The 20,565-nt window shown below is 61.2% G+C and carries 18 protein-coding genes and 1 tRNA gene; 12 read left to right on the top strand and 7 right to left on the bottom strand.

Translation table 11 applies throughout. The features are described 5' to 3' along the window. Positions 1-96 precede the first annotated feature (96 nt). Both K7H22_RS17900 and K7H22_RS17905 read left to right on the top strand, forming a co-directional pair. Positions 97-173 (top strand) — tRNA-Asp (locus tag K7H22_RS17900). 27 nt (positions 174-200) lie between these two features. Then, on the top strand, positions 201-419 hold the full coding sequence (locus K7H22_RS17905; protein ID WP_230802216.1) for an RND transporter: 219 nt from the start codon (positions 201-203) through the stop codon (positions 417-419). Here K7H22_RS17905 and K7H22_RS17910 read toward each other — a convergent pair. Then, a complete protein-coding gene (locus tag K7H22_RS17910) occupies positions 410-1,180 on the bottom strand; it encodes a hypothetical protein (RefSeq protein WP_230802217.1) in 771 nt (256 codons plus the stop codon). The genes K7H22_RS17905 and K7H22_RS17910 overlap by 10 nt on opposite strands. Before the next feature lie 113 nt (positions 1,181-1,293). Here K7H22_RS17910 and K7H22_RS17915 point away from each other — a divergent pair, with 113 nt between their 5' ends. Beyond that, positions 1,294-2,169 carry a glycosyltransferase family 2 protein gene (locus tag K7H22_RS17915; protein WP_230802218.1) on the top strand — a complete coding sequence of 292 codons (876 nt, stop codon included), beginning with the start codon at positions 1,294-1,296 and terminating at the stop codon, positions 2,167-2,169. A 6-nt stretch (positions 2,170-2,175) separates the two neighbouring features. Here the strand turns inward: K7H22_RS17915 and K7H22_RS17920 are convergent, their stop codons facing one another. Beyond that, entirely contained in the window at positions 2,176-3,045 is an 870-nt protein-coding gene (locus K7H22_RS17920; RefSeq protein WP_419248194.1) for an alpha/beta fold hydrolase, read from the bottom strand. Further along, a complete protein-coding gene (locus K7H22_RS17925) occupies positions 3,042-4,418 on the bottom strand; it encodes a M20/M25/M40 family metallo-hydrolase (RefSeq protein WP_230802219.1) in 1,377 nt (458 codons plus the stop codon). The genes K7H22_RS17920 and K7H22_RS17925 overlap by 4 nt, the downstream gene beginning before the upstream one ends. A 304-nt stretch (positions 4,419-4,722) precedes the next feature. On the opposite strand from K7H22_RS17925, the gene hemA reads away from it, so the two are divergent. The 3 genes from hemA to ispG all read left to right on the top strand — a co-directional run bounded on the left by hemA (position 4,723) and on the right by ispG (position 8,500). Then, positions 4,723-5,946 carry a 5-aminolevulinate synthase gene (hemA, locus tag K7H22_RS17930; RefSeq protein ID WP_230802220.1) on the top strand — a complete coding sequence of 408 codons (1,224 nt, stop codon included), beginning with the start codon at positions 4,723-4,725 and terminating at the stop codon, positions 5,944-5,946. A 113-nt stretch (positions 5,947-6,059) separates the two neighbouring features. Beyond that, on the top strand, positions 6,060-7,277 hold the full coding sequence (locus tag K7H22_RS17935; RefSeq protein WP_230802221.1) for a helix-turn-helix domain-containing protein: 1,218 nt from the start codon (positions 6,060-6,062) through the stop codon (positions 7,275-7,277). Positions 7,278-7,357: 80 nt separating this feature from the next. Then, positions 7,358-8,500, top strand: coding sequence for a flavodoxin-dependent (E)-4-hydroxy-3-methylbut-2-enyl-diphosphate synthase (gene ispG, locus K7H22_RS17940; RefSeq protein WP_230802222.1), 1,143 nt, complete (start codon positions 7,358-7,360; stop codon positions 8,498-8,500). Positions 8,501-8,519: 19 nt separating this feature from the next. Here the strand turns inward: ispG and K7H22_RS17945 are convergent, their stop codons facing one another. From K7H22_RS17945 to K7H22_RS17955, 3 genes are read right to left on the bottom strand one after another with little or no spacing between them, the layout of a single operon-like run. Next, complete coding sequence (locus tag K7H22_RS17945; RefSeq protein WP_230802223.1) at positions 8,520-9,029, bottom strand: hypothetical protein; 510 nt, start codon at positions 9,027-9,029, stop codon at positions 8,520-8,522. 14 nt (positions 9,030-9,043) lie between these two features. Beyond that, entirely contained in the window at positions 9,044-9,805 is a 762-nt protein-coding gene (locus tag K7H22_RS17950; protein ID WP_230802224.1) for a DsbA family protein, read from the bottom strand. Between the two features lie 4 nt (positions 9,806-9,809). Beyond that, a complete protein-coding gene (locus K7H22_RS17955; RefSeq protein WP_230802225.1) occupies positions 9,810-11,135 on the bottom strand; it encodes a M48 family metalloprotease in 1,326 nt (441 codons plus the stop codon). Positions 11,136-11,207: 72 nt separating this feature from the next. Between K7H22_RS17955 and K7H22_RS17960 the strand changes: the two genes are divergently transcribed. The 6 genes from K7H22_RS17960 (at position 11,208) to K7H22_RS17985 (ending at position 19,905) form a co-directional block, all read left to right on the top strand. Then, the gene (locus tag K7H22_RS17960; RefSeq protein WP_230802226.1) at positions 11,208-12,353 is read left to right on the top strand and encodes a pyridoxal phosphate-dependent aminotransferase; all 1,146 of its coding nucleotides are present in this window, start codon (positions 11,208-11,210) and stop codon (positions 12,351-12,353) included. A gap of 72 nt (positions 12,354-12,425) precedes the next feature. Then, a complete protein-coding gene (locus tag K7H22_RS17965) occupies positions 12,426-13,682 on the top strand; it encodes an N-acetylmuramoyl-L-alanine amidase (RefSeq protein ID WP_230802227.1) in 1,257 nt (418 codons plus the stop codon). A gap of 103 nt (positions 13,683-13,785) precedes the next feature. Beyond that, the gene (locus K7H22_RS17970) at positions 13,786-16,326 is read left to right on the top strand and encodes a penicillin-binding protein 1A (protein ID WP_230802228.1); all 2,541 of its coding nucleotides are present in this window, start codon (positions 13,786-13,788) and stop codon (positions 16,324-16,326) included. 106 nt (positions 16,327-16,432) lie between these two features. Next, positions 16,433-17,560, top strand: coding sequence for a peptide chain release factor 2 (prfB, locus tag K7H22_RS17975; RefSeq protein WP_230802229.1), 1,128 nt, complete (start codon positions 16,433-16,435; stop codon positions 17,558-17,560). Between the two features lie 78 nt (positions 17,561-17,638). Beyond that, on the top strand, positions 17,639-19,054 hold the full coding sequence (locus K7H22_RS17980; RefSeq protein WP_230802278.1) for an amidase: 1,416 nt from the start codon (positions 17,639-17,641) through the stop codon (positions 19,052-19,054). Between the two features lie 77 nt (positions 19,055-19,131). Further along, complete coding sequence (locus K7H22_RS17985) at positions 19,132-19,905, top strand: DUF2189 domain-containing protein (RefSeq protein ID WP_230802230.1); 774 nt, start codon at positions 19,132-19,134, stop codon at positions 19,903-19,905. Between the two features lie 53 nt (positions 19,906-19,958). Here the strand turns inward: K7H22_RS17985 and ilvN are convergent, their stop codons facing one another. Continuing rightward, positions 19,959-20,522, bottom strand: coding sequence for an acetolactate synthase small subunit (ilvN, locus tag K7H22_RS17990; protein WP_230802231.1), 564 nt, complete (start codon positions 20,520-20,522; stop codon positions 19,959-19,961). Positions 20,523-20,565: the final 43 nt, after the last annotated feature.

Consider the following 20,565-nt stretch of genomic DNA (forward strand, 5'->3'; position numbering starts at 1 on the left):
TCAGTTGGTTAGAGTACCGGCCTGTCACGCCGGGGGTCGCGGGTTCGAGCCCCGTCAACCGCGCCATCGCTATCCCTCGTATCTCATGCGCGTCGCGCGGTTGTAGCTCAGTTGGTTAGAGTACCGGCCTGTCACGCCGGGGGTCGCGGGTTCGAGCCCCGTCAACCGCGCCACTTACTTATCTCGATCAGGATGTGAGCATGACGATAATCGACCGCATCAGTTGGCCGATCGTAGTGCTGTTGTGCCTGACACTGGGCCTCGCCCCCTTTGTGCCAGAGCCGCATATCTGGGAAAAACTGAAAATGCTGGCCGCAGGTGATTTACGCCGCCCGATCGACATTTTTGATCTTGTCTATCACGGCCTGCCGTGGATGCTGGCGCTGGTCAAAGCGGTGCGCGCGCGGCGTCAGGCATAGTCATAGCCAAGTGCGGACTCCAATGACAGGTCCAGTTCTTGCTTGAGAAAGGCAATGTCGTCTTCCGCCAACGCAACGGGCGTTTCTCCCCGTGCGGGGGTGGAATGGTTGAACCTTGTGCCAAGGCGCCGTTTGACCCCTGAGATCGACTTGCCCGATAGCGGCAGGCCGGTTTCATGCACGAACCATTGAACGAAACGCGCGGGGTCGGCCTGCACCATCTCGGCGCGTACCAGCAACAGGTTGCAATCGCGGTTCAGAAAGCCCAGCAACCCTTCCAGCTTGGTCTGCCGCAGCGCAAAAAGGTTGGGATAGGGCTTGCCTGTGATCGGATGGTGGTCAAGCTCCAGCCGCAGGCCTTGCACCCTGTCTGCAATCTCGGGGTGAATCTGCTCGAAATCGGCGCTGCGATCCACAATCCCCTGCCACTGCGCGCGCAGGAACGCCCCGAAAGAAAGGGCTTGCAGGCGCGGATCGGCGTGCCACGGGCGTTTGTGCATGGATAGCGCCCATGCCCGCGCATCACGCACAACCGCCACGACCAGAAAATCCTGCGGAATGGCGACCATACCGGGAATGGCGTGTTTCCAGCCCAAGGCCTCGGTCCGCATGATATCGACGTTCTTCTCGATTAGTTTGCGGACCAGATTGGTGGCGCTTCCCCTTTCGCCCAAGACCTGAAACTGGGTCAGTGCCACGTCATGGCGGCGGCGCAGGAACACTCCGGACTGGCGGAAGCTTTCGGGGATGTCATAGTCCAAACGTCCGATCCTTGTCCTTTGGGTCACACAACAGAAACAAGACGTTATTTCGATTCTCAGATCAATTCAAACAGGCTAGACAAGGGCCTGTTGACCAGAGGCGAGGGTATGTGATGCAGACAGTAGCGGCAGCCGTGACGATGGTGCGGGATGATGCGTTCTTTCTGTCCGCATGGTTGCGCCATTACGGACAGATTTTCGGGCGCGAGAATTGCTATGTCGTCAATCACGGGCGCGGCGACATCGTCAATGAACTAGCGAAAGGATGCAATATCATAGGGATACCCGGCGATCCTCATAAGAACTTCGATATGAAGCGCTGGCGGTTGCTGAACAATCTGGTGGGGGGGCTCAAGGGATATTATCGCCATGTGATTGTGGGCGATGTGGACGAGTTGGTGGTCATTGATCCTCAGAAGGGGCTGACCCTGCTGGACTATCTGGCGGCCATGCCCGATAAACAGGTCATCACACCCTTGGGGCTTGAGGTGATCCACCGCACCGATCTGGAGCCGGATACCATCACCGACCAGATCATTGGGCCGCGTCGCCATGTGCGCGTGGCGCCGCATTACTCCAAGCCCTGCATCATCTCGACCGGCACCAAGATCGCGCGGGGCGGGCATTTCACCCAATATCCCAAGATACATGCGCCGGACGAACTGTTCCTGCTGCATCTGAAATTCTGCGATTTCGCCGCCTATGCCGAGGTGATGGACCGCCGCAACGCCACCACCGCCGAAGTGGGGGGCGATGTGAAGGATACCGCTATCGGGCGGCATTGGTTCGCCTCTGCGCGTGGAGAGGATCGCGCGGTGTTCGAGGCGTTCAGCGCGCTGGAATTGGTCGAGGGGTTCGACATGACCACTTTCCGTCGCAAGATGCGCCGCAGCTTCCGGCCAAGGGGGGATACCGGATTTTATTGTTTTGACAGGCCCGATTACCCCCAACAGTTCATTCTTCCCGAGCGGTTTATCGGGGTGGTCTGAACCGGATCAGCTTCGGTCCAGAAAGCGACGCAGCGCCACCAGCGTCTGCTCGGGCGCGGTATCGGGGAAGAAATGCCCGCCCGGAACGGTTGCGGCATGGATGTTGGTGCAGCGGTCGGCCCATGTAGCAGGCACGTCATAGGCCCGCGCCATTGCGCCATCCGCTCCGTACAGTACCAGCGTGGGGCATGTAACGCGCTGCGCCAGATCGAGGGTATCCAGCGCCAGATCATGCAGGATCGCGGCGCGGTAATCGTTGCACATGCCGCGGATCGTCTCGGGGTTGCGCCACGCGACACGGTAGGCTGCCAGTTGCGCGGGGTCGAAATCGTCAAGCGTGGCACCGCCCCATCCCAGTAGGCAGGACTGGAAATAGTAATCCGGATCGGCCGCGATCAGGGTTTCGGGAAATGGCGCTGGCTGCGCCAGAAAAAACCAGTGATAATAAGATTTTGCAACCTGATGTGAAAGCTTTGATAGAAGCGTATGTGTGGGGATGATATCCATCAGGGTCAGGCTGTCGATGCGTTCCGGTGCATCCAGCGCGATCCTGTGTGCGGTGCGCGCGCCGCGATCATGGCCCACCAGATCAAAGCGGTCATGTCCTAGATGGTTCATCAGCGCCAGAATGTCGGCACCCATCGCCCGAAAGCTGTAATCGGCCACATCAGCAGGCTTGCCGGAGGCCCCGTATCCGCGCAAATCGGGGCAGATCACGCGGTGCGCCTGCGCCAGCGCGGGCGCGATCCGCGCCCACATGGACCGCGTTTGCGGAAAGCCGTGCAGCAGCACCAGCGGCGGGCCTTCGCCGCCGCTGCTATAGGCGACATCTACACCGTCATGGGTGAAGACATGCTCGGTAAACCCCGTCATCATGTGAGTTTTTCCAGAACCCGCGCCCAACTGCGGATGCCTTTGTGAAAGCATTCCATGTCGTATTTCTCGTTCGGGGAATGGATCTGGTCGTCATCGCGGCCAAAGCCTGCAAGGATCGATTCCATGCCAAGGATGGACTGGAAATAACCCGCAATCGGGATCGAACCGCCACAGCCCACGTAAGAGGCGGGGGTGCCCCATTCTTCGGTCAGGGCATGGCGGGTTTTTTCGAACAGGGGGTGGTCGATCTGCATTTGGCTGGCGCCCGCACCCCCCATTTCCTTGAAGCTGGCGGTGCAGTCAGGGGGCAGTTGCGCGTTGATCCAGTCACGGAAGTTGCGGCTGATCGCCTCGGCATCTTGCTGACCGACAAGGCGGAAACTGATCTTGGCATGGGCTTCGGCGGGCAGCACGGTCTTGAAACCCTCGCCGGTATAGCCGCCCCAGATGCCGTTGATTTCCGCTGTGGGGCGCGACCAGATCATCTCAAGCGGCGTGCGGTCGGATTCGCCTGCTGGATGTGACAGGCCGACATCACCAAGAAACGATCCATGATCGAAGGCCAGATTCTGCCATTGCGCGCGAATGGTATCGGGCAGTTCGGGCACGCCGTCATAGAAACCGGGCAACACCACGCGGCCCTGATCGTCATGCAAACCGCCAAGGATGCGGGTCAGCACGCGGATCGGGTTCATCGCGGGGCCACCATACATGCCCGAATGCAGATCACGTGTCGCGGCGTGAATTGTCACCTCCTCGCGCGCCATGCCCCGCAGCATCGTGATGATCGCGGGCGAGCGGTCCTGAAACAGCCCCGTGTCGCAGATCAGGGCCACATCGGCGCGCAATTCATCGGCATTTTCTTGCAGGAATGGGATCAGTGACGGAGAGCCGGATTCTTCCTCGCCCTCGAACAGGAATGTGATGCGGCAAGGCAGATCGCCTTTGACCGCCGTCCATGCGCGGCAGGCTTCGATAAAGGTCATCAACTGTCCCTTGTCATCGGATGCGCCGCGTCCGCGAATGACTTTGCCCTTGGGGGTATCCTCAACCTTGGGATCGAACGGATCGGAATGCCATAGCGACAGCGGATCGACGGGTTGCACATCGTAATGCCCGTAGAACAGCACATGCGGGCTGCCCTCGGGCCCGTCCACATGCCCCACCACCATCGGATGCCCCGGTGTAGGCCGCGCGCTCGCGCGGATACCGAGGCTGGCCAGATCGGCCACCAACCAGTCGGCGGCGGACTGGCAATCGGCCTTGAACGCCGGATCGGTCGAGATCGACGGAATACGCAGCAGGTCCATCAACCGTTCGGTCGCAGCAGGCAAGTCTGCGTCGATACGGGCGAGCACATCGGGAAGGGTCATCGTGGTCCTTTCTGAACTTGGAGTCCTGTGCGTCATGAAAATTCCGCACAAGGTAATTAACCCAGAGCGTATCAAGCTGGTCTGCACTGTCCAGAGCAGGCGGGCTGACCTTGCGGAAGGTCAAACAGGAAAGTGGAAATCCCGCGAAATTCGCCTAAACCTTTGATGCAGATCAAAGGCTTTGGCAGCGTCAATTTGTAACCTGTTGCATGGGAATGGCGCAAACTATATCCATTCCAAACTGGAGATATGGGGCCAAGGGCCGCTCTGCCACGGTGGAGAATGACGAAAAAGGGGACTGCCGGTGGACTATTCTGCCCTGCTGGACAACGCGATCAACAGCCTGCACAAGGAAGGGCGTTACCGCACTTTCATTGATATCGAGCGGCGGCGCGGCCATTTCCCGCATGCAGTCTGGCGCAAGCCCGACGGATCCGAGGCACCGATCACCGTGTGGTGCGGCAATGACTATCTTGGCATGGGCCAGCATCCTGTCGTTCTGGCCGCCATGCACGAGGCGCTTGATGCTACGGGTGCAGGTTCGGGCGGTACGCGGAATATCTCGGGCACGACGATTTGGCACAAGCGGCTGGAAAAGGAACTGGCCGATCTGCATGGCAAGGAAGCGGCGCTGCTGTTCACCTCGGCCTATATCGCCAATGACGCGACCCTTTCCACCCTGCCAAAACTGTTTCCCGGCCTGATCATCTATTCCGATGCACTGAACCATGCCTCGATGATCGAAGGCGTGCGCCGCAATGGTGGGGCCAAGCGGATTTTCCGCCATAACGATGTGGCGCATCTGCGTGAATTGCTGGCGGCGGACGATCCAGCGGCACCCAAGCTGATCGCGTTTGAATCGGTCTATTCGATGGATGGCGATTTCGGCCCGATCGAAGCGATCTGCGATCTGGCCGACGAATTCGGCGCGTTGACCTATATCGACGAGGTCCACGCCGTAGGCATGTATGGCGCGCGCGGGGCAGGGGTGGCGGAACGCGACCGGCTGATGCACCGGTTGGACATCATCAACGGCACGCTGGCCAAGGCTTATGGCGTCATGGGCGGCTATATCGCGGCCTCGGCGCGGATGTGCGACGCGATCCGCTCTTATGCGCCCGGTTTCATCTTCACCACATCGCTGCCGCCTGCCATCGCAGCGGGAGCAGCGGCAAGTGTGGCCCATCTCAAGCGCGATCACGGCTTGCGCGAAAAGCACCAGACGCAGGCGCGGATTCTCAAGACCCGTCTGAAGGGTATGGGCCTGCCGATCATTGACCACGGCAGCCATATCGTGCCGGTGATCGTGGGTGACCCTGTGCATACCAAGAAACTGTCCGATATGCTGCTGGACGGCTACGGCATTTACGTCCAGCCGATCAACTATCCGACCGTTCCGCGCGGGACTGAAAGGCTGCGTTTCACCCCCTCACCGGTGCATGGACCCGACGAGATGGACCGTCTGGTGCATGCCATGGATGCGCTGTGGTCGCATTGTGCGCTGAATCGCGCCGAAATGAGCGCTTAACCATATGTAAATGTGTAATTCGGCTTGTGCTGTGCTATCGTTGGATCAAGAAAGAGTGAGACTCGAATCGGGGATGGCTCGGGTCTGAAACCTCAAACGACGGGGCAGCGTGTATGATCGGGCGGAGGTTCTCCCGTAAAGTCGAAGACGAGATTGTCGAGCCCAAGGGCTTTGACGATTATGATCTGCGTCTTGGCGATCTGATGCGGGGCGAACGCGCGACCATGGGCAAATCGCTTCTGGACGTGCAGAGAGAGTTGCGTATTCGCGCATCCTACATCGCTGCAATCGAAAATTGTGACCCCTCAGCGTTTGACACTCCGGGTTTCATCGCGGGCTATGTGCGCTCTTATGCGCGCTATCTGAACATGGACCCCGATCACGCCTTTGCGGCCTTCTGTGCCGAAAGCGGTTTCTCGACCGCACATGGCATGTCGGCGGCGGCTTCTTCCGCGAAGAAAACCCCGCTGCCGCGCCAGATCCCCAGCGCGCGCGATCCTTTCGCCGCACCGACGACGCCCTTCGCTCCGGCGCAGGATGCGTTTTTCAGCCATATCGAACCGCGCGCCATCGGCTCGAGCCTTGTGCTGCTGCTTCTGATCGGCACCATCGGCTATGGCGGTTGGTCCGTTCTGAATGAAGTGCAGCGCGTGCAGTTCGCGCCGGTCGAGAATACGCCCGATGTGATGTCCGATCTTGATCCGCTCAAGGCACGTCCGCGCGTTGATGATACGGTTGCAGGCCAGACACTGGCGGCGACAAATGGCGGACAGTCCAGCAATGATGCGCTGACGCGCATGTATCGCCCGCAGGCGCTGGATGTGCCGGTCATGGTGGCGCGCGATGCGCCGATCTCGACGCTGGACCCGTCCACGCTGGGCGCGTTCGCGGATATCGAGCGTCAGTCGCAGACAATGGTGACCTCGGATTTCCGGACAGCCGATCTGGACCAGATCGGGCCGCAGATGCCGCGTGTGGTTGCCGATCCGTCACCGGGCGTCGAAATGGTCGCTGTGCGTTCCGCATGGGTGCGCGTGAATGCCGCCGATGGAACCGTGATTTTCGAAGGGATCATGGAAGCGGGCGACCGCTATGCTGTGCCTGCAACGGAAGACCCCGCTCTTTTGCGTGTGGGCGAATCCGGCTCGATCTATTTCGCGGTCAATGGTCAGCATTATGGCCCTGTCGGCCCACGTGGCACCGTAACGTCCAATGTGGCACTGTCAGTGGATCATCTGACGGCAACCTACACGGTTGCCGACCTTGAGGCGGACACCGATCTTGCGCGCACAGTCGCCGAAGCACGGGCAGTCACACCCCCGTCAGAGTGATCATCTGACAAGCAGCAGTGATTGCAGGCAGGTCGCCTGCGCGATATGGTCGTGGCAACGAAACCCATCAGGAATTCGGCATGTCGCTTAACCACATCCGCCCTTGGCGTAACATCTACCGCCGCAAAAGCCGCATGATCCATGTGGGGCGCGTGCCGGTTGGTGGGGACGCGCCGATTTCCGTGCAGACCATGACCAACACGCTGACCACCGACGTGGCTGCGACCGTGGCGCAGATCAACGCCGCCGCCGAGGCCGGTGCCGATATTGTCCGTGTCTCGGTGCCCGATCAGGAAAGTTCGCGCGCGCTGCGCCAGATCGTGCGCGAGGTCGATGTGCCTTTGGTGGCGGATATCCATTTCCACTACAAACGCGGGATCGAGGCCGCCGAGGCGGGGGCCGCCTGCCTGCGGATCAATCCCGGCAATATCGGCGATGCGACCCGCGTGCGCGAGGTGATCAAGGCTGCGCGGGACAACAACTGCTCGATCCGTATCGGCGTGAATGCCGGATCGCTGGAAAAGCATCTGCTGGACAAATACGGCGAGCCTTGCCCCGATGCGATGGTGGAATCGGGCCTGGAGCATATCAAGATTCTGCAGGACAATGATTTCCACGAGTTCAAGATCAGCGTGAAAGCGTCGGACGTCTTCATGGCGGCCGCCGCCTATCAGCAACTGGCCGAGGCGACGGATGCCCCGATCCATCTGGGCATTACCGAGGCGGGCGGCTTTGTGTCAGGCACGATCAAGTCGGCCATCGGTCTAGGCAATCTTCTGTGGATGGGCATTGGCGATACGATCCGCGTGTCGCTGTCCGCCGATCCTGTCCAAGAGGTAAAAGTCGGGTTCGAGATCCTGAAGTCGCTGGGACTTCGGCATCGGGGCGTGAACATCATCTCCTGCCCTTCCTGCGCGCGGCAAGGGTTCGATGTGATCAAGACGGTCGAGATTCTGGAAAAACGGCTTGAGCATATCAAGACACCGATGAGCCTGAGCATTATCGGTTGCGTCGTGAACGGTCCAGGCGAGGCGCTGATGACCGATGTGGGCTTTACCGGCGGCGGGGCTGGATCGGGTATGGTCTATCTGGCGGGCAAGCAAAGCCACAAGCTGGGCAATGACCAGATGGTCGAGCATATTGTCGAACAGGTCGAGGCGCGGGCCGCTGTGATCGAGGAACAGATCGCGTCCGAGAAGAAGGCGACAGAAGCGGCGGAATAGTTCCGGTGCCAGCCGCGTCTTACCGTGACAGGTAGCGCTCCAGCACAGCCGGGGGTATGTGGCCCTGTATCATCATGTCCGGCAGCACATAGGATGGTGCCTCGGACAACTCCAGCGCTTGGGCCAGCGCAGCACCCGCGCCGTTGTCATCCATCCGGTGCACTGTAACCCGCAGATCGTGATCCTTGACCAGTGCCTGCAGATCGTCCTGCGCCCGTGCGCAATCGCTGCAGGCGTGCCGTATGAAAATGGCGATGTGCAAGACTGCATCCTCAGCGCCAAAGCCCGCAAGCGCCGGATCAAAAAGCTGCTGTGCCAGTTCTTCCAGCCGCGACAGATCCGCGTTGACCGATTCCTCGAACGCAGAGGGCGGGTTCAGCGCGGGTTCAAGAATTTCGGGTTCTTCGAGCAAAAGCGCGCGAATCTCGGCCCCCAAGGCAGCGCGGCCTATCGGACCGAACAGCCCGTCAGCCCGCGCAGCATCCGACCACAGGCCCGATGCCAGCAGGATCACAAGCCCGTACCGCATGGGGTTGACAGGCCTCACTCCTGACGGGTCTGGGCGACCAGCGTTTGCATATCGGCCAGTGGCATGTAGCCGCGCAGCAACTGGTCTTCCAGCACGAAGGTCGGCGTGCCGCTGATTTGCAACCGACCTGCCAGCGCGTGGTTTTCCGCAATCACCTGTGTGACCGCCTCATCCGTCATGCGGGTCATGACCGCAGCGGCGTCCAGATCCAGATCATTGGCCATCCGCTCAAGGCTTTCAGGGGTCACATTACCGCGAAAACTGATCAGCATGTCATGCGCGACCTTATAGGCCTCGTCGCCTGCGATCTGTTTGACCGCAATGGCAAAGCGCGAGGACAGCACGGATTCCTCGCCCAGAATGGGGAATTCCTTGACGATAAAGCGGATGTTTCCGTCCGCCTCGAGCAGTTGTTCCACCTCGGCATGGGCACGGCGGCAAAAACCGCAGCGGTAGTCGGTGAATTCGACCAGCGTGATATCCCCGTCAGGATTGCCGCCGACCCATGAATGATCGTCACCGAAAATCGCATCCGCATTCACGCGGACCAGATCGACATCGCCCTGCGCCTGCGCTGCGGCCTGACGCTGCTCCAGCACGCTGACGGCTTCCATGATGATCTCAGGGTTTTCCAACAGGTAGCTGCGGATCTCGGCTTGCAGCGCGCTGCGCTCGTCATCGCTCATATTGGTGATGTCGAAAGCCTGCGCGGGGGCTGTCAGGGCCATGAGGGACAAGGCCGCGCCAAGGGTCGCGCTGCGGAAGGGGTGGATCATCGGGTCATCTCCGTTGTTTGGCGGCGGTTTCGGCGGCAAAGATCACATCCTGCGCGCGATTGTAAGAGGTGGAACCCCGCGGCAAAAGGCCCGCAGCGCGTGTGGCATGGATCAGCGCATCGTCAAGACGTCCCGACAGGGCAAAGCGTTCCGCCGTCACCAGCGAGGCCATGCCGGCCTGTCCGGTTTTGGCATAAGCCACACCCAGATCGCGCAGCATCGCGCCGTTGCGGAAATCCCGATCCCTTGAAGCCGACAGTGCCTGCAATGCGGCCTGCGGCTGATCGGCGGCGAGAAGCGCGCGGCCATAGCCTGCCTGGATCAGCGCATTGCGTGGGGCCAGTGCTGCCGCCTGCCGGTAGGCATTGACTGCGGCGGGAAACTGGCGGCTTTCCAGCAGGATCTGGCCCCGCAGATCATGCACATAGGCGTCTTGCGGACGCATCGCCACCAGTTTGTCCACGGCCGCAATAGCACGGCGCGGATCGGGGGTGCGGTGCCATGCAATCGCCTCGCGCATCAGGGCGATATCCGGTGTCGCACTTTGCCTGACACGATCCAGCGTCCAGCGGGGTGCGCGCAGGAAGCTTGACAGTTTGCCGTTGACCCTTGCAAACCAGTATTGCGCAGCGGGATCGGGCGCGACCTCGCCGCGGCGGGCCTGTATATACGCCTCGACCGCGCGCAGACGGTCACGCGATAGCGGGTGTGTGTGGGCATAAGGGTCTTGCCGCTGTTCGGCCAGCACCTCTTGCCCGCGAAACAGGTTCAGCACCTCGGTAAATCCGCGCGTGTCGATACCGGCGCGTTCCATGTAGCGCAGACCGTCATTGTCGGCGGCGGCTTCCTCGGACCGTGTATGAGACATGAACACACGGCGAGCGGAATTGCTGACACCAAGCCCCACACCGGCCAGTTCACTACGACCCGAAGCGGCAGCGGCAGCAGCTGCCAGCGCGATGCCAAGACCCGTGATCGTATTGGCGCGCGCCATGTTCTGGCTGCGGCGCGCGATATGGCCATTGGCGATATGGGCCGCCTCATGGGCAATCACCGATTGCAGCATGGCCGCATCGGTCATCCGCAGCATCAGGCCCGAATGGATGAAGATATGGCTGTTATCCAGAATGAACGCGTTCATCGTGTCGTCCTGAATGATCATCACGCGCACGGATGCAGGCGACAGCCCCGCCGCCTGCAGGATCGGTCGGGCCAGTTCGGACAGGGCATATTCGATATCCGCATCGCGGATCAGGGTGACAGCGCCCGCTTGCAACGTCATGGCCAGCCAAAGCAATACCGCCGTGATCACGTTCCAGAGCTGTTGCATTGACGCGCCCGCCGTTTCGCTGTGAATTGCCGCCTCGACAGGAAGCCTGAACACCAGCATAGGGAAAAAGCGATGCGGAACTCAAGACGCGGGGCAGTTGATCCCTTCATTGTGATGGATGTGATGGAGGCCGCACGCGCCGCCGAGGCGGCTGGCCGCCACATCATCCATATGGAAGTCGGCCAGCCCGGAACGCCCGCGCCAGCAGGGGCGCGGCAGGCTTTGGCCCAAGCGATGGAGAGCGACGCACTGGGGTATACTGTGGCGCTGGGTCTGCCTGCGTTGCGTGCCCGCATCGCACGGCTTTATGGGGAATGGTACGGCGTCGAGCTTGATCCGGCCCGGGTTGTGGTGACATCCGGCTCGTCCGGTGCGTTCATTCTGGCCTTCACGGCGCTGTTTGATTCCGGCGACAAGGTCGGCATCGGCGCGCCGGGTTATCCCAGCTACCGCCAGATTCTGCGCGCCTTGGGTTTGCAGCCTGTCGATCTGCTGACCTCTGCGGAGAACCGCTTTCAGCCGGTGGCGTCTGATTTCGCGGGCATGGACCTTGCGGGGCTTATGGTGGCCTCGCCTGCCAACCCGACCGGCACGATGCTGAACCGTGACGCGCTGGCCGCGCTGATTCATGCGGCACAGGGGGCAGGGGCCGCGTTCATCAGCGACGAGATCTATCACGGTATCGAATACGAGGCAAAGGCCGTGACCGCCCTCGAGATCAGCGATGATGTCTATGTGATCAACTCGTTCTCCAAGTATTTCAGCATGACGGGCTGGCGCGTGGGCTGGATGGTGGTGCCGCCCGATCATGTCCGCGTGATCGAGCGGATCGCGCAGAACATGTTCATCTGCCCGCCCCATGCCAGCCAGATCGCTGCACTGGCCGCGATGGATTGCGACGCGGAATTGCAGGCCAATATGGATGTCTACCGCGAGAACCGCCACCTGATGCTGGAAGGCTTGCCGCGCGCCGGATTCGACCGCATCGCGCCACCTGACGGGGCGTTCTATGTCTATGCCGATGTCAGTCATCTGACGGATGACAGCCGCGCCTTTGCCGCCGAAATTCTGGAAAAAGCGGGCGTTGCCGTCACGCCGGGTCTGGATTTCGACCCAGAGCGCGGGGCCGGCACGCTGCGCTTCTCCTATGCCCGTGCGACTGCGGACATCCAGGAAGGCCTCGCGCGGTTGGCGCGGTTCATGGACGCAAGGCGGTAACGCGTGATATTCGACGGGTGCATCATTTCACCGAGTGATGTAGTCTTGGTCCAAACAGCCGGAACGGGGCGAATGAGCAGATTATCACGCGTTTTCGCAGCCATTGTGCTGCTCTGGACTGCGGCGCTGGTGCCATTTGGCGCTGCCGCCCAATCCTCGGGTTTCAGCGGTCTTGCGCGGGTTGATGCGGCGCAAAGCGCGTTGGCGCAGGCGGGTGATGTTGTCACGCTGGATCTGACACTGTCGCAAGGGGTGCCTTACCGCGCCTATACGCTGGAGGCTGCAGCCAATGTGCCGCCGCGTCTGGTGCTGGATTTCCGCGAGGTAGACTGGCAGGGGCTTGCCGCCGACGCGTTGGGAGAGGCGGAAGCTATCACAGAGTTGCGCTTTGGTGCGGTGCGGCCCGGATGGTCGCGCATGGTGCTGGATCTGGCGGCGCCGATGGTGCTGGACCGTGCGGGCATGCGGATCGACGCCGAGACCGGCGTGGCGCGGTTGCGGATCACCTTGCGCGCCGCAACGTCCGAAGAGTTCGCGGCCAGATCGGGCGCGCCCTATGATCCGGCCTATGACCTGCCCCCACCCGCTGCAGTGACGCGCGCGTCCCCGCGTCGGACAGGCGAGGGGCCGCTGGTCGTTGTGCTTGATCCCGGGCATGGCGGCATCGACCCCGGTGCCGAGCGCGATGGCCTGTCCGAGAAAGAGTTGATGCTGACTTTCTCGCGCGAGTTGCAGGATGTGCTGCGCCGCGATGGCGGTTTCGAGGTGGTCCTGACGCGCGAGGATGACAGTTTTGTCTCGCTGGACAGGCGGGTTGACATGGCCCATGCGGTGGGCGGGCAGGTGTTCATCTCGTTGCATGCCGATGCCTTGTCCGAGGGGCAGGCGCATGGGGCCACCGTGCATCTTCTGTCCGAGAGCGCCAGTGACGCCGCCACGGCAACGCTGGCCGAGCGCCATGACAGGGATGATCTGCTGGCGGGGATCGACCTGACGGGACAGGATGACGAGGTCGCCGGTATCCTGATGGATCTGGCACGGCAGGAAACGCAGCCGCGATCGGAACGGTTGGCACAGGCGCTGGTGGCGCGAATCGGTGCCGCGGAACTGCCGTTGAACAGCCGTCCGGTGCGGCGGGGGGCGTTTTCGGTTCTCAAAGCCGCCGATATCCCCTCGATCCTGCTGGAGGTTGGGTTTTTGTCCAGCACGCGCGATCTCAAGAACCTGCGCGATCCGGCTTTCCGCGCCCGCATGGCCGAGGCGATCCGCGACGGGCTAAGTCTTTGGGTGGCCGAGGATGCCGCACTGTCCGATCTTGTGCGGCAATAACGCAGGGTGACGCGGCAAATCCTTGCCGCTTATCGCGGGTTCTTGTTTTGACCCTACTGCCGCACAGGGGTATAGGTCGTTCCATGATATCCAGAGGCTGCGCGTGATCAGATTTATCCTTTCCGTCCTTGGCGGGCTTTTTACCCTTGTGACCCTCGGGGTGTTCGCCGTTGCGATCAGCATTGGCGCGATCTTCTACATCTATGGCCGCGATCTGCCGAGCCATGAAAGCCTTGCCCAATATACTCCGCCGACAATCAGCCGGATCTATTCCGCAGAGGGGCGGATCATCGACGAATTCGCCAAGGAGCGGCGACTTTTCACACCGGCGAACGAGATTCCCGATTTGGTCAAGCAGGCTTTCATCTCGGCCGAGGACAAGAATTTCTATTCGCATGGCGGCTATGATGCGCGCAGCATCGCGGCGGCCGCTTACGACGCTGTGGCGTCGCGCGGGCGGGATGTGCGTGGCGCCTCGACCATTACGCAACAGGTGATGAAGAACTTCCTGCTGGGGGGCGAACGTGCCGCCGAGCGCAAGATCAAGGAGATTATCCTTGCCACGCGCCTGGAAGAGACATTGAGCAAGGACCGCATTCTCGAACTCTATCTGAACGAGATTTTTCTGGGTCAGAACTCCTATGGCGTGACGGCGGCGGCGCAGACCTATTTCAACAAGAACCTGCGCGATCTGGCCCCGCATGAGGCGGCGTTTCTGGCTTCACTGCCCAAAGCCCCGTCGGATTATCACCCCGTCCGGCAGGCCGAGCGTCTTCTGGCGCGGCGCAACTACGTGCTGCGCGAGATGGAGGATAACGGCTACTTGACCGAAGAGGTCTTCCAGACCGAGGTGGCGATGCCACTGCGGTCGGTACAGGCCGGTGATTTCGAGGCGTTTCGCACCGCTTTGCCGCCGCGCGACTATTTCACCGATGAAATCCGCCGCCAACTCTCCGTCGATTTCGGCGAGGAGGAGTTTTTCTCGGGCGGGATGACCGTGCGCGCCACTATCGACCCGGATATGCAGCTTGATGCGGCCCGTGCGTTGCGGCGCGGGCTTGAGGGCTATGACCGTGATGCCGGCGTCTGGCGCGGCACGGGGCGCAAGCTTGAGGCGACCGATCTGGACAACTGGCGCGAGGCCCTGGCCCGTGTCGACGTCCCCCGCGACATTGATCTGAACGGTCCGTGGTATCCGGCGGTCGTGCTGGAACTGTCCGGTTCCGCGGCGCGGCTTGGCATCGAAGGTCAGGAGGGTGACGCGCATGTCATCGCTGCCGAGGATGTGACTTGGGCGCGCAAACGCCTTGAAAACGGCTCGCTGGCGTCGCGGGCGCATGTGCCGTCTGACTTGGTCGCGGTCGGTGATGTGGTGCTGGTGCGCGCCATCAGTTCCGATAGCGACGGAAGCTTCCGCCGCTGGAGCCTGCGCCAGGTGCCCGAGGTGCAGGGCGGCTTTATGGCGATGGACGTCAATACAGGTCGCGTGATCGCAATGCAGGGCGGATTCAGCTATCAGGATTCGGTGTTCAACCGTGCGACGCAGGCCAGGCGACAGCCCGGTTCCAGCTTCAAGCCCTTCGTCTATGCGGCGGCACTGGACAGTGGTTACAGCCCCGCCACCATCGTAGTGGATGCGCCAATCGAGGTGAACACACCGCAGGGCCTGTGGCGTCCGCGCAATTCGAGCAACCAATATTACGGCCCAACGCCGCTGCGCACGGGAATTGAACAATCGCGCAACCTGATGACCATTCGTCTGGCGCAGGAAATCGGTATGGATGTTGTGGCAGATTACGCCGAGAAATTCGGCGTTTACAACAATATGGGCCGCTTCCTTGCCAACTCGCTTGGCTCCGAAGAGACGACGCTGTTCCAGATGGTCGCAGCCTATGCCATGTTCGCCAATGGCGGCGAAAGGGTGCAGCCCACTTTGGTGGACCGTGTGCAGGACCGCTACGGACGCACGATATATCGCCATGACCAGCGCAATTGCGTCGATTGTGCCGTGCCTGAAATCGCGCCCGACAAGGCCCCCAAGATCGATTCAAATCTGGAACGCGTGATGAACGCGATCACCGCTTATCAGCTGACCTCGATGATGACCGGCGTGGTCGAACGCGGCACCGCTGCACGCACTGTCGGGCTGAGCGTGCCTGTGGCGGGAAAGACCGGCACCACCAACGAGGCCAAGGATGTCTGGTTCATCGGCTTCACCAGCAATATCGTTGCAGGCTGCTATATCGGCTATGACCAACCGCGCCCCTTGGGGCGGGGTGCATCTGGCGGCGGCATGTGCGGTCCAGTGTTTCAGGAATTCATGAAGCAAGCCACCGAGAAATATGGCGGCGGCCCGTTCAAGGTGCCACCGGGTGGCCGTTTCATCAAAATTGACCGTTTCACAGGTGCGCGCCTGTCGGATGATGCCAGCGGCGAATATGTCGTTGCCGAATATTTCCGCGACGGGGAAGAACCGATTTTTGGCATCATGTATGATGGCGGTTTCGCGATGGGATCGAACCTGCCGCTGGTGCAAGAGGCAGGGGCGCGGCTGGGCCGCGAGGTGACGACATCAACCGGCAGTACCGCCACCGTTGGCCCCAAGGCCGATTTCGGTACAGTCTCGTCCGGCGGCCTATACTAGACAAGGCAGTCAAGACAGGGCGCCCGCGCTTGCCCCGACGCGATGGCTGGTCTATCACGCGGGGCGATCATCCGATCCATTCCATATCTACCCAGCAGGAAGACCCATGCGCGCCGAGGTTCAGAACACGATTGCCGACATCCAGAAATCGCTGGAATTGCTGCGTCAACGCATGGATTGGGACATGGCCCCCCACCGGCTTGAGGAATTCAACGCGCGTGTCGAAGACCCGACACTGTGGGACGATCCTGAAAAGGCGCAGATTCTCATGCGCGACCGGCAGGCACTTGTCGATGCACTCGACACCGTCAAAGGCATCGCGCAGGAATTGCAGGACAATATCGACCTGATCGAACTGGGCGAGATGGAAGACGACACCGAGGTCGTCAAAGAGGCTGAAGCCGCGCTCAAGGCGCTGAAAGCCAAGGCCGCCGAGAAAGAGCTGGAAGCGCTGCTCGACGGCGAGGCCGACAGCAACGATACCTTCCTTGAAATCAATGCAGGCGCGGGCGGTACGGAAAGCTGCGACTGGGCCAGCATTCTTGCGCGCATGTATGTCCGCTGGGCCGAGCGCAAGGGCTACAAGGTCGAGATGCAGGCCCAATCGGCCGGCGAGGAAGCGGGCATCAAATCGGTCACCTATAAGATTTCCGGCCATAACGCCTATGGCTGGCTGAAATCGGAATCGGGCGTGCACCGTCTGGTGCGGATCAGCCCCTATGATAGCGCCGCGCGGCGGCATACCTCGTTCTCTTCGGTCTGGGTCTATCCGGTGGTGGATGACAATATCGACATCGAAGTGGCCGCCAACGATATCCGTATTGATACCTACCGCTCGTCCGGTGCCGGCGGCCAGCACGTCAACACAACCGACTCCGCGGTGCGGATCACGCATATGCCCACCGGCATCGTCGTGACCAGTTCGGAAAAGTCGCAGCACCAGAACCGCGATATCGCCATGAAGGCGCTCAAATCGCGGCTTTATCAGTTGGAACTCGACAAACGCAACGCTGCCATCAACGAGGCGCATGCCAACAAGGGAGACGCGGGTTGGGGTAACCAGATCCGGTCCTACGTGTTGCAGCCCTACCAGATGGTCAAAGACCTGCGCACAGGGTTTGAAACCTCGGATACCCAAGGCGTGCTGGATGGTGATCTGGACGGGCTGATGGGGGCTACGCTGGCGATGGCCGTATCGGGAAAATCCCGCGCCGAGGCGCAGACCGAGGACTGAATTCCGCTTGATCACAGGCCTGTTATCTGTCGAAACTGCCCGCGTAGGGGCAGGGAAGGATAACCGGTGGATGATCTGATGAACCGCGACGCGCTGGCGCTGTCGGCGATGCTGGAGGCGCGCCAGATCAGCGCGGTTGAACTGATGCAGGCGACGCTGGAGCGGATCAACGCGGTCAATGGCCCCGTCAACGCCGTGGTCAGCCTGCGCGATCCCGAAACACTTTTGGCCGAGGCGCGGGAGGTGGATAACACCGCCCGCAAGGGCTGGCTGCACGGCATCCCGCTGGCGGTCAAGGATCTGGCCGATGTGGCGGGAATTCCCACCTCGATGGGATCGCCCGCGTTCTCGGATTTCATTCCCAAGGCCGACTGCGGCATGGTCGCAAGGATGCGCGCGGCGGGGGGGCTGTTTATCGGCAAGACCAATACGCCGGAATTCGGGTTGGGCAGTCATACCTTCAACCCTGTGCATGGCGCTACTCTCAACCCCTATGATGACAGTCGCACCGTGGGCGGATCATCGGGCGGTGCGGCGGCGGCGCTGGCCGCACGGATGATCGCGGTGACGGACGGGTCGGACATGATGGGTTCGCTGCGCAATCCGGCGGGCTGGTGCAATGTCTACGGGATGCGGCCTAGCTGGGGGCGTATCCCTGCCGATCCGGTGGGCGATACGTTTATGCATCCCTTGGCCACGCTTGGCCCTATGGCGCGCAATCCGCGCGACATGGCGGCCATGCTTGAGGTGCAGGCGGGTCCTGACCCCCGGGTGCCCTTCGGCCTGCCGCGCAAGAGCTTTCTTGACGGGATAGATACCGAGGTCTCAGGCCGCCGCATCGGTTGGCTAGGCGACTGGGGCGGGGCCTATCCGATGGAGGCAGGGGTTCTGGATCTGGTCGGGGACGCGGTGCAGGGCTTTGCCGGTCTGGGCTGCACGGTCGAGGCTGTGCCCCCCCCGTTCAGCGCCGCCGAGATCTGGGAAAGCTGGGTTACCCTGCGCGCCTTTGCCAATGCCGGACGGCTTGATCCGCTTTATTCCGTTCCCGCCAAGCGCAAGCTGCTCAAGCCCGAAGCAATCTGGGAGATCGAGATGGGCCGCGCCCTGACCTCGATGCAGATCCAGCGCGCCAGCATGATCCGGTCACGCTGGTATGCCTGCGCGGCAGAGCTTTTCGATACCTATGATGCGCTGGTCCTGCCATCGGCGCAGCTTTGGCCTTTCGCGGTAGATCTGGACTGGCCCAAGGAAATCGCGGGCCAGAAGATGGACACCTATCACCGATGGATGGAGGTCGTGGTGCCTGTCAGCTTGATCGGCTTGCCCTCGGTCTGCGTACCCGCAGGGTTCGGTGCAGATGGAATGGCAGGGGCGGGGCTGCCGATGGGGATGCAACTTTTCGGGCGGCACGGGGATGATGCGGGGCTGTTGCAACTGGCGCAGGCCTGGCATCAAGCGACCGACTGGCCAAACCGGAAACCGCCCCTTTTGTAGACACAAGCCATATCGCTTGCTTTCGGCTGGTTTTGCGGTTTTCATCCGCCAATACCGGAATATGAAGGGGAGGGATTATGCCGGACACACCGCAAGAGGGCCTGCCGGATATGGGCAGCGTGACCCTGCCTATGCTGTCAGAGGCGCTGCGCCGTGGCTGGGCCGATATGCGCCGCGCCCCGTTTTACGGGCTGTTCTTCGCCTCGGTCTATGTCTTTCTGGGACTGGTTCTGGTGGCGGTCACATGGACGACCGGCAAAACCTACTGGCTGGTTTTCGCGGCTGTGGGCTTTCCTCTGGTGGGGCCTTTCGCGGCTGTGGGTCTTTACGAGGTCAGCCGTAGGCTGGATCAGGGTCGCCCCTTGGTGATGTCCGAGATCCTGAGCGTCGTGATCCGCCAGTCTGGCAGGCAATTGCCCTCGATCTGTGCGATCATCATCATGGTGTTCCTCTTTTGGTTCTTTCTGGCGCATATGATCTTTGCGCTATTCCTTGGTCTGTCCACAATGACAAACATATCAAGCTCTTACGACGTATTCCTGTCACCGAATGGTCTGGCGATGCTGGCTGTGGGCACCGCTGTGGGAGGCGTTTTCGCGTTGCTTCTCTATATGATTACGGTCATCGCGCTGCCGCTTTTGCTGGACCGCGAGGTGGATTTCGTGACAGCGATGATTACCAGCTTTCAGGTGGTGCTGGCCAATCCCGTGCCCATGCTGCTCTGGGCCGGCGTTATTGCGGCCCTTACATTTGCTGCCCTACTGCCGTGGTTTCTGGGGCTGTTTTTGGTGCTGCCACTTCTGGGGCATGCCACATGGCACCTTTACCGCTTGTTGACGTTGGCGGCATAAGAAAAGGCGCGCAGGTTTCAGCCTGCGCGCCTTTGAAGCAGGTTAGGGCTAAGTTACAGACCGCCGCGCGACAGGGCTGCAACGCCGGTGCGAGCCACTTCCAGCAGGCCAAGCGGGCGCATCAACTCGGCAAAGGCGTCGATTTTTTCAGGCGCGCCGGTGATCTCGAACACGAAGCTGGTCAGCGTGCTGTCAACGACATTGGCGCGGAAGATATCGGCCAGACGCAGGGCCTCGACCCGTTTGTCGCCCGTGCCCTCAACCTTGAATAGCGCCAGTTCCCGCTCGACCGAGGGGCCTTCCACTGTCAGGTCATTGACCCTGTGCACAGGCACGATCCGGCCCAGTTGCGCCTTGATCTGTTCGATTACCTGCGGCGTGCCGGTGGTGACAATCGTGATCCGGCTCAGATGGCCGGTATGGTCGATCTCGGCCACGGTCAGGCTTTCGATATTGTAGCCGCGCCCCGAGAAAAGCCCGATCACACGGGCCAATACACCCGCCTCGTTATCTACAACGACGGCAAGGGTATGCCGTTCCTCGACATCCGAAAATGTCGAACGCAGGTTATAGGCCGAGTGGCTGGTCGCGCCCTTCTTGATCTGTAGTGCAGACATGTGAATGATCCTTTGATGGTGTCAGGGGGGGCAGTCCGTCCGT

Origin of the sequence: Seohaeicola saemankumensis, from assembly GCF_021021435.1 — a bacterium.
Lineage (GTDB): Bacteria > Pseudomonadota > Alphaproteobacteria > Rhodobacterales > Rhodobacteraceae > Seohaeicola.

Excerpts from the sequence above, each read along its gene's own strand:
- ilvN (WP_230802231.1), bottom strand. The coding sequence starts at position 20,522 with ATGTCTGCACTACAGATCAAGAAGGGCGCGACCAGCCACTCGGCCTAT.
- K7H22_RS17925 (WP_230802219.1), bottom strand. The coding sequence starts at position 4,418 with ATGACCCTTCCCGATGTGCTCGCCCGTATCGACGCAGACTTGCCTGCT.
- prfB (WP_230802229.1), top strand. The coding sequence starts at position 16,433 with ATGCGCGCCGAGGTTCAGAACACGATTGCCGACATCCAGAAATCGCTG.
- K7H22_RS17935 (WP_230802221.1), top strand. The coding sequence starts at position 6,060 with ATGATCGGGCGGAGGTTCTCCCGTAAAGTCGAAGACGAGATTGTCGAG.
- K7H22_RS17905 (WP_230802216.1), top strand. The coding sequence starts at position 201 with ATGACGATAATCGACCGCATCAGTTGGCCGATCGTAGTGCTGTTGTGC.
- K7H22_RS17965 (WP_230802227.1), top strand. The coding sequence starts at position 12,426 with ATGAGCAGATTATCACGCGTTTTCGCAGCCATTGTGCTGCTCTGGACT.
- K7H22_RS17915 (WP_230802218.1), top strand. The coding sequence starts at position 1,294 with ATGCAGACAGTAGCGGCAGCCGTGACGATGGTGCGGGATGATGCGTTC.
- K7H22_RS17945 (WP_230802223.1), bottom strand. The coding sequence starts at position 9,029 with ATGCGGTACGGGCTTGTGATCCTGCTGGCATCGGGCCTGTGGTCGGAT.
- K7H22_RS17985 (WP_230802230.1), top strand. The coding sequence starts at position 19,132 with ATGCCGGACACACCGCAAGAGGGCCTGCCGGATATGGGCAGCGTGACC.
- ispG (WP_230802222.1), top strand. The coding sequence starts at position 7,358 with ATGTCGCTTAACCACATCCGCCCTTGGCGTAACATCTACCGCCGCAAA.
- K7H22_RS17950 (WP_230802224.1), bottom strand. The coding sequence starts at position 9,805 with ATGATCCACCCCTTCCGCAGCGCGACCCTTGGCGCGGCCTTGTCCCTC.
- K7H22_RS17980 (WP_230802278.1), top strand. The coding sequence starts at position 17,639 with ATGAACCGCGACGCGCTGGCGCTGTCGGCGATGCTGGAGGCGCGCCAG.
- K7H22_RS17955 (WP_230802225.1), bottom strand. The coding sequence starts at position 11,135 with ATGCAACAGCTCTGGAACGTGATCACGGCGGTATTGCTTTGGCTGGCC.
- K7H22_RS17960 (WP_230802226.1), top strand. The coding sequence starts at position 11,208 with ATGCGGAACTCAAGACGCGGGGCAGTTGATCCCTTCATTGTGATGGAT.
- K7H22_RS17920 (WP_419248194.1), bottom strand. The coding sequence starts at position 3,045 with ATGATGACGGGGTTTACCGAGCATGTCTTCACCCATGACGGTGTAGAT.